The 7,733-nt window shown below is 74.7% G+C and carries 7 protein-coding genes; 5 read left to right on the forward strand and 2 right to left on the reverse strand.

Annotated elements, in window-relative coordinates:
- Positions 1-32 precede the first annotated feature (32 nt).
- From OMK64_RS10500 to OMK64_RS10515, 4 genes are all read left to right on the forward strand, one after another.
- Entirely contained in the window at positions 33-1,010 is a 978-nt protein-coding gene (locus OMK64_RS10500; RefSeq protein ID WP_272728162.1) for an aldo/keto reductase, read from the forward strand.
- 197 nt (positions 1,011-1,207) lie between these two features.
- Positions 1,208-2,914: a methyl-accepting chemotaxis protein gene (locus OMK64_RS10505; RefSeq protein ID WP_272728164.1), complete on the forward strand. Its 1,707-nt coding sequence runs from the start codon at positions 1,208-1,210 to the stop codon at positions 2,912-2,914.
- A gap of 200 nt (positions 2,915-3,114) precedes the next feature.
- Positions 3,115-3,414, forward strand: coding sequence for a DUF1540 domain-containing protein (locus OMK64_RS10510; protein WP_124344396.1), 300 nt, complete (start codon positions 3,115-3,117; stop codon positions 3,412-3,414).
- A 231-nt stretch (positions 3,415-3,645) separates the two neighbouring features.
- A complete protein-coding gene (locus tag OMK64_RS10515; RefSeq protein WP_272728167.1) occupies positions 3,646-4,686 on the forward strand; it encodes a DUF2510 domain-containing protein in 1,041 nt (346 codons plus the stop codon).
- Positions 4,687-4,753: 67 nt separating this feature from the next.
- Here the strand turns inward: OMK64_RS10515 and OMK64_RS10520 are convergent, their stop codons facing one another.
- Both OMK64_RS10520 and OMK64_RS10525 read right to left on the reverse strand, forming a co-directional pair.
- Entirely contained in the window at positions 4,754-5,632 is an 879-nt protein-coding gene (locus tag OMK64_RS10520) for a phosphotransferase (RefSeq protein ID WP_272728169.1), read from the reverse strand.
- Positions 5,633-5,799: 167 nt separating this feature from the next.
- On the reverse strand, positions 5,800-6,573 hold the full coding sequence (locus tag OMK64_RS10525; RefSeq protein ID WP_272728171.1) for a hypothetical protein: 774 nt from the start codon (positions 6,571-6,573) through the stop codon (positions 5,800-5,802).
- Positions 6,574-6,780: 207 nt separating this feature from the next.
- On the opposite strand from OMK64_RS10525, the gene OMK64_RS10530 reads away from it, so the two are divergent.
- Entirely contained in the window at positions 6,781-7,731 is a 951-nt protein-coding gene (locus tag OMK64_RS10530) for a sigma-70 family RNA polymerase sigma factor (RefSeq protein ID WP_272728173.1), read from the forward strand.
- Positions 7,732-7,733: the final 2 nt, after the last annotated feature.

Here is a 7,733-nt window from a genome sequence, read left to right on the forward strand (position 1 = left end):
CGCCGCGCGCCACGAGGTGTCAAGGAGTTCGCATGGAGTACCGCCAGCTCGGCCGGACGGGCCTGCAGGTGTCGGAGATCGGGTACGGCGCCTGGGGGATCGGGGAGTCGCAGTGGAAGGGCGCGCAGGAGGACGAGTCGGTCGCGGCGCTGCACCGCGCGATCGAGCTCGGCGTGAACTTCGTCGACACCGCGCGCGGCTACGGGGAGAGCGAGCGCATCGTCGGGAGCGTCCTGCGTGAGCACCCGGACGTGCTGGTCGCGACGAAGGTGCCGCCGAAGAACATGGTGTGGCCCGCGCCGGACGGCCTGCACCCCGACGAGACGTTCCCGGGCGACCACATCCGCGCGAGCCTGCAGACGAGCCTGCAAGCATCGGGCCTCGACCACTTCGACGTGCTGCAGTTCCACGTCTGGTCCGACGAGTGGGTCGGCAAGGGCGACTGGCTCGAGACCGTCGCGGCGCTCAAGGACGAGGGCACGATCCGCTTCTTCGGGGTGTCGATCAACGACTACCAGCCGGAGAACGCGCTGGCGCTGGTCCGCAGCGGCGCGGTGGACACGGTGCAGGTCATCTACAACGCGTGGCACCAGCAGCCCGAGGAGCACCTGCTGCGGGCGTGCGAGGAGCACGGCGTCGGCGTGATCGTCCGCGTCGCGCTCGACGAGGGCGGCCTGACGGGCCGGATCACGGCCGGCACGACGTTCCCCGAGGGCGACTTCCGGAACACGTACTTCGGCGGCGACCGGCCCGCGCAGGTCGAGCAGCACGTGTCCGCGCTCGTCGAGGACCTCGGCATCGAGCCGGACGCGCTGCCCGACGTCGCCCTGCGGTACGTGCTGGACGACCCGGCGGTCTCGACCGTCATCGCGGGCATGCGGACGGTGCGCAACGTCGAGCGCAACGCGGCGACGAGCGACGGTCGTCGGCTCACCGAGGAGCAGCGTGCCGTGATCCGGCGGCACCGGTGGGAGCGGAACTTCTACCGGGCGGTCGACGCCGAGGACTGACCGGCGGCCTCGCGCCCCGCGCACCCGGACCGGCACGTCCGTCCGGTGCGCGGGGCAACGGTTCGCGCGTCCGGGCGAGAGCGACCGGGTCGGGCAGCAACAACGGCCGGGTGGGTCAACAGCGCGACGCGGCGGCCGATGGGCACGGTGGGACCGGTGGCGACACACCGGTCCTCCGCGACCCAGGAGCACAGCCCATGCCCGTCTTCACCCCGAAGCGCACCGCCGACGTCCCGACCCAGCGCTCGTCGCCCGAGCCGACCAGCGAGCACCGCCCCGCCGCGAGCGGCGGCGAGGGTGCGAAGCAGCGGCGCCGGCTCGTCGCGGACCGGTCGGTGCGGACCAAGATCCTCGGACTCGTCGGCATGCTCGCGGCCGTCCTCCTCGCCGTCGGGGCGTTCGGCGTGATGTCGCTGAGCGCACTCGCGGAGCGCTCGGCCGCGACGTCGCGCGCGAGCTCCGACGTGACCGGGCAGCTCGCGAGCCTGTCGAACGCGCTGTGGACGGTGCGCAACGGGATCTCGAGCGTGCCCGGGTACCCGGACGAGGAGGGCAAGCTGAAGGCGATGGCGGCGGTGCGGGCCGCGTACGCGTCGTTCGACTCGGCGACGGACGACTTCGCAGAGGTGTACGCCGGCGCGTACGGGTCGATGCCGCCCGAGTGGGACGCGTTCCTCGCGCGCTACGACGAGTACCAGACCAGCGTGGACGCCGACGTCCTCCCGCCGGCGATGGACGACGACCGCGTCGCGTGGGCCGCGCAGAGCGACGAGACGGCCCGCGTCGGCATGAACCTCACCGCGTCCCTCGCGGACCTGAGCACGCACGTCGACGAGGCGGTCGCGCGCGACCAGGCGGAGGCCGGTGCGGCGGCCTCGCTCGCGCGCTGGACCATGATCGGCGTCGCCGGGGCGGGCCTCGTGGTCGCGCTCGCGCTCGGGATGCTGTTCGCCCGCAGCGTGCGCCGCGCGGTCGGTGACGTCCAGCGCAGCGTCGACGCGCTCGCGACGGGCGACCTCACGGTGACCGCGCGCGTGCGCAGCGACGACGAGCTCGGCCGGATGGCGGCCGCCCTCGGCCGGGCGCAGACGGCGCTGCGGACCACGCTCGCGGGCGTGACGGAGGCGTCGGGGACCGTCGCGGCCGCGTCCGAGGAGATGTCCGCCTCCGGTGCGCAGGTCGCCGCGGGCGCGGAGGAGACGTCTGCACAGGCCGGCGTGGTCGCCGCGGCCGCCGACCAGGTCAGCCGGAACGTGCAGCTCATCGCGACGGGCGCGGAGGAGATGGGCGCGTCGATCCGGGCGATCGCCGAGAACGCGAACGAGGCGGCGCGCGTCGCGGAGGAGGCGACCGCGGTCGCCGCGCGCACCACGGACACCGTCGCGCGGCTCGGCACGAGCTCGCGCGAGATCGGCGACGTCGTCAAGGTCATCACGTCGATCGCCGCGCAGACGAACCTGCTCGCGCTCAACGCGACCATCGAGGCGGCGCGTGCGGGCGAGGCCGGCAAGGGGTTCGCGGTCGTCGCCGGGGAGGTCAAGGACCTCGCGCAGGAGACGGCGAACGCGACCGACGACATCGTCCGCCGTGTGCAAGCCATCCAGACGGACACCGAGGGGGCGGTCGCGGCGATCGAGCAGATCTCGCACATCGTCGCGCAGATCAACGACTACCAGCTGACGATCGCGTCGGCGGTCGAGCGGCAGACGGCGACGACGAACGAGATGTCGCGCGGCGTCGTCGAGGTCGCCACCGGTGCCGGTGAGATCGCCGCGAACATCACGGGCGTCGCGTCGGCGGCGCGCTCCACGACCGAGGTGCTGACCCAGATGGGCACCTCGATCCGCGAGCTCGCGGTCATGGCGCAGGACCTCGAGGAGCGCATCACCGCGTTCCGGTACTGACGCGCTCGGGCCTGCGACCTGCACCGGAAGGGTCGCGACGGGGTGAGCCGCGCGCTCCGGCGCGCCCGCAGGTGAGGCTAGCCTCACCTGAAAACCGCCTCTGACCTGCGCGGAGACCGCGCCCGCTCCCTAGGCAGGATGCGGACGGCGGGTCTACCGTCGGTGAGGTACGCACCCGTCCCCGGATCGTGGAGGTACCGATGAGCACGCTGATGGACCTGCCCCCGGTCGCCGAGTGCTCGGTGGCCGGCTGTTCGTACAACGACCACTCCCACTGCCACGCGGCGGCCATCACGATCGGCGGGCACGCGGGCGACGCGGCGTGCGCGACGTTCATCCCGCTCGGCGTCAAGGGCGGCCTGGAGAAGGTCGTCACGCACGTCGGCGCGTGCCAGCGCGACGACTGCGTGCACAACTCCGCGCTCGAGTGCGCCGCGGACTCGGTCCGGGTCGGCGCGGGCCAGGACTCCGCCGACTGCCTGACGTACACGCCGCGCTGACGCTCCGACGGCCGTCCGACCCGCGCACCGCGCCGACGCTCCGCCGAGACCGCCCCGCCCGCCCGCCGGGCGCGGGCGGTCTCGTCATGTCCGGGGGGTGTGGGCGGTTCGGCGGGTTTGACCACCGCCGGGAAGGTGACGTGCGGCGTCCGGGCTCCCGCGCCGTCGGTCCGCCTCCGTAGGGTGCGGCTGCCGCGTGGTCCGAGGCGGCCTGGTCCGAAGGAGTCCGCGGTGAGCGCACGCGCCGGGTGGTACGCCGTCCCTGCCGAGCCCGGCACCATGCGCTACTGGGACGGGTCCGCGTGGACCGAGCACCGGCAGCCGCTCCCGCCCTCCGCGGACAGCGTCCCGATCCCCGCGCCGACACCGGCTGCGACCGTCCCGGCCCGCCCGGCTCCTGCGACCGCGCCCGTGTTCGCGACGGGCGCGTCGGTCGGCACCGCGAGCGCGTGGACGCCCACCCCGCCGTCGACGGGCCTGTCCAGCACCTACCCCGGCGCGACCGTGGCGGTCCCGCAGCAGGGCCGCCCCGCCGGGTACGTCGCCCCGGACCCGTCGACGTCGGGCGGTGCGCCCCTCACGACGCTGCCGCCGGGCTTCAACGGTCCGACCGGCCCCGTCGCCGTCGTCCCGCCGCAGCTCGCGGGCGTCGCGGCGGACCTGTGGGCCACGGCGTCCCGGTACGCGGCGAGCGAGCAGGGGCGCAGCACCGGCACGGCGGCCGTCGGCGGCGCGATGGTCGCGGACGGCATCGTCGGGTTCGGGCGCAACCGCGAGGGCATCGGCGGGGCGGTGAAGATGATGCTGTTCGGGCTCGTCTTCCTCGCGATCGGGATGCTCGTGGTGAAGCCTCTGGTCATCGACGCGGGGACGGTCGGTGCGGGCGAGGCGAAGACCGCCGGCACGGTCACGGCGCGCAACGAGTCGCGCGACGACGACGGCGACCGGTTGTGCTCGCCCGACGCGACCTACACCGTCGGCGGCACGACGTACACCGCGTCGGCAGGCTTCCGGTCGAGCTCGTGCCCCTCGGTCGGCGGCTCGATCGACGTCATCTACGACGTCGCGCACCCCGCCGACGGGCGCATCGCCCCGGACGCGACGTCCCGGCTGCTCGGCTGGGTGTTCCCGCTGGTCGGCCTGCTGTTCTTCCTCGTCGGCCTGTGGACGACGATCGTCCGGGCCGGGCAGATCGGCGTCGGCGGCGCGCTGCTGCTGCGCGGCTTGCGCGGCCTGCGCGGGCGGTCCGCGCCGGGCACCGGCACCCTCTGAACGACGGCGGGGGCCGCCTGCGCGCACCGGGTGGCCCTCGTCGTTCCCCTCGACGAGCGTCGGGCCGTCAGTGCTCGGGCGGCGTCGCGACGGCGACGAGCTCCCGGATCAGCGCGGCGGCCGCGGGGACGAGCTCACGCTCCCCGGCGACGAGGGACGGGTCCTGCGCGCGGACCGCGGCCGCGTCGTCGAGCGCGCTCACGAGGTCGGTGCCGACGCACGTGAGGAACGCCGCGAGGAGGGCGCGTGCGGCGGCGGAGTACTCGCCGCCGGCGTCGACGACCACCTCGGCGATGATGAGCGCGGTGAGCGCGACGTCCAGCTCGGCCGGACCGCTGCGCGCGTTCGACCAGTCGATGAGCGCCGGGCCGTGCGCCTCGCTGAGGATCACGTTGGCGGGGTGCAGGTCGAGGTGGACGACCGTCGGGCCGCCGGTGACGTGCGGCCACTGCGACCGCGTGTCGCTCCAGCCGTCGGGCGCGGGGATCTCGTGCAGCCGGCGGTGGAGGTCGGCGAGGATCTGCGCGCCGTCGTGGATCGACACCTCGCCCGCGGTGAGCGCCTGCAGGAGCGTCGGCCCGTGCAGCCGCTCGGCCACGAGGTCCGGGCCGTGCACGTACAGGACCTCGGGTGCCGGGAAGCCGTGCGCGACGACGTGCCGCAGGATCTCGGCCTCGCCCGACGCGTCGCGCCCGTCGCGGTCGCGGCGCAGGACGCGGCGGTCGTCGAGCGCGTAGACGTCGGCGACGGTGCCGGTGGCGAGCAGCGGGCCCGGCGGGTCGGCGGTCAGGTCGACGTCGAGCTCGTCGGGGCCGGACGGGACGTCGGGGTGGCGCGGCTGCGTCGGGACGTCGGCACCGCTCGTGGGCGCTCCCTCAGCGGCCGGGCGAGGGGCGGACGCGTCTCCTGCGGGTGCAGGGTCAGGGGCGAGCTCGGCGGGGTTCATACAAAGACGGTAGACGCATTCACCCGACTTGTCCCAGGCACCTGTCCGACTCCGCGCTGACCTGCACGGGAGCGGAAGTTGAACCGTCTCCTATCGGCGCTTGACCTTCGCAGCGCCTGCCCTGCGCCCGGCGGCCCGTGTCGCGACGCCCCCGGGCGCTCGTGCCGTCAGGGCCGCGACACCCGTCGCAGCATGTGCACCGCCTCCTCGTGCGTGCCCGGCAGCCGCTCGACCCAGACGCGGACGGGCTGCCGGGTCGCTGCTCTGACCTCGAGGCGCTCGACCCTCCGGGCGATCTCGGCCTGCAGCCGTTGCACGCGCTCCTCGAGCGGGTCCTGGCGCCGCGACAGCACGGCGAAGACCCCGCCGCCGAGCGTCGCCATCGGGTGCCCACCGCCGAACGTCGCGGTCATCGCCGCACCGACCGCGGCCGACCGCGCCGCACGCGTGAACGGGTCGACCGCACCCGCGGCGACGTCGACGAGCACCAGGTGGTGCGACTCCTGCGCCGCGAGGGACCCGCGCTCGCCGTCCTCGTAGGTCTCCGCGAGCCGCACCGCGAGGTACTGGCGCGTCGGCAGCCCGGACTCCGGGTCGAGGGACGTGCCGACCGAGACGGCCGCCGCCTGCGCGTCGGCCCAGCCGTCGCACAGCGCGCGGACCGCGAGCAGCGGGGGCTGCGCGTCGCCGCGCGAGCGGTACAGGCACGCGAGGTCGTCGATCGTCTCCGCGATCCCCACGCCGTCGTACCCGCGGGCGCGGCCGAGGTCGGCGGCGGCCAGCGTCGGGTCGCGGTCGCCGAGGACCGCGACGGTCAGGTCGTCGACCGCGGGGTGGTACCAGTCCGCGGGCCGCAGCCAGACCGAGCCGAGGCTCTCGTGCCGCCAACGCTCGCGCAGCGCCACGCCCGCGGCGTCGTCCCTGCCGATGTCTGTCGTCACGCCTGATGAGAGGGCGCCGTCCGCCTGCGGTGACGCGGGATGCGGAACTTTTCACCCACCCGATCGAGGGCTTTCCCCGTCGCTCGCCGCCCGGAACCGCCGGAGCATCACGTACGTTGCAATTGGGCGATTGCGGTCTGGACACCCGATCCATCCGTTGTGGCAGGCTGTGCGCTCGACGAAGAACGCTGACGGGAGCAGGTCGTGGTGGCAAGCACGCGGCTCGGTGACGGCGTCACAGGGGACGCCGAGCTGATCGCTGCCGTGCGCACGGGTGACGCCGCAGCATTCGGCACCCTGTACGAGCGCCACGCCGGTGCCGCGTGGGTCGTCGCGCGTCAGTACACCCATTCGCACGCCGACGCGGACGACGTCGTGGCCGACGCGTTCACCGCGGTTCACGGCGCGCTGCAGCGCGGGAACGGCCCCGAGTCCGCGTTCCGCGCCTACCTGTTCACCGTCGTGCGCCGCACGGCCGCCGACCGCCGCGAGAAGGCGCGTCGCGTCGAGCCCACCGACGACCTGGCGACGCTCGAGCGCGGCACCGCGTGGGCCGGCACGGCCGAGGAGCCCGCGCTCGAGGGGTTCGAGCGCGGCGTCGTGTCGCGTGCGTTCCACTCGCTGCCCGAGCGGTGGCAGGCCGTGCTCTGGCACTCCGAGGTCGAGGGCCTGTCGCCCGCGCAGATCGCCCCGATCCTCGGGCTCACCGCGAACGGCGTCGCCGCCCTCGCCTACCGCGCGCGCGAGGGCCTGCGGCAGGCCTACCTGCAGCAGCACCTGCAGGATCCGCTCGACGAGGGCTGCCGCGACGTGTCGGGCAAGCTCGGCGCCTACGTGCGCGGGGGCCTCGGCACGCGCGAGAGCGCGCAGGTCGAGAAGCACCTCGACGGGTGTGCCGACTGCCGCGCGCTGGTCCTCGAGCTCGGGGACGTCAACCACGGCATGCGTGCGGTCGTCGCGCCGCTCGTGCTCGGGCTGGTCGGTCTGGGCGCGCTCGCGCACGTGCTGCCCGTCGGCGGGGGGCTCGCGGCCGGTGCGGCCGCGCTCGGCACCACCGCGGCCGGTGCGGGTGCCGCGGGCGGGTGTGGCGTGACAGCAAACAGTGCAGTCCGCGCGACGCGATGCCGCTGGTCAACAAGGTGTGCTGTCACTTACTGAGT

Source organism: Cellulomonas fimi (assembly GCF_028527925.1).
Classification (GTDB): Bacteria; Actinomycetota; Actinomycetes; order Actinomycetales; family Cellulomonadaceae; genus Cellulomonas; species Cellulomonas fimi_C.

Coding starts and splice junctions, on each gene's coding strand:
- OMK64_RS10520 (WP_272728169.1), bottom strand. CDS start 5,632: ATGAACCCCGCCGAGCTCGCCCCTGACCCTGCACCCGCAGGAGACGCG.
- OMK64_RS10500 (WP_272728162.1), top strand. CDS start 33: ATGGAGTACCGCCAGCTCGGCCGGACGGGCCTGCAGGTGTCGGAGATC.
- OMK64_RS10510 (WP_124344396.1), top strand. CDS start 3,115: ATGAGCACGCTGATGGACCTGCCCCCGGTCGCCGAGTGCTCGGTGGCC.
- OMK64_RS10505 (WP_272728164.1), top strand. CDS start 1,208: ATGCCCGTCTTCACCCCGAAGCGCACCGCCGACGTCCCGACCCAGCGC.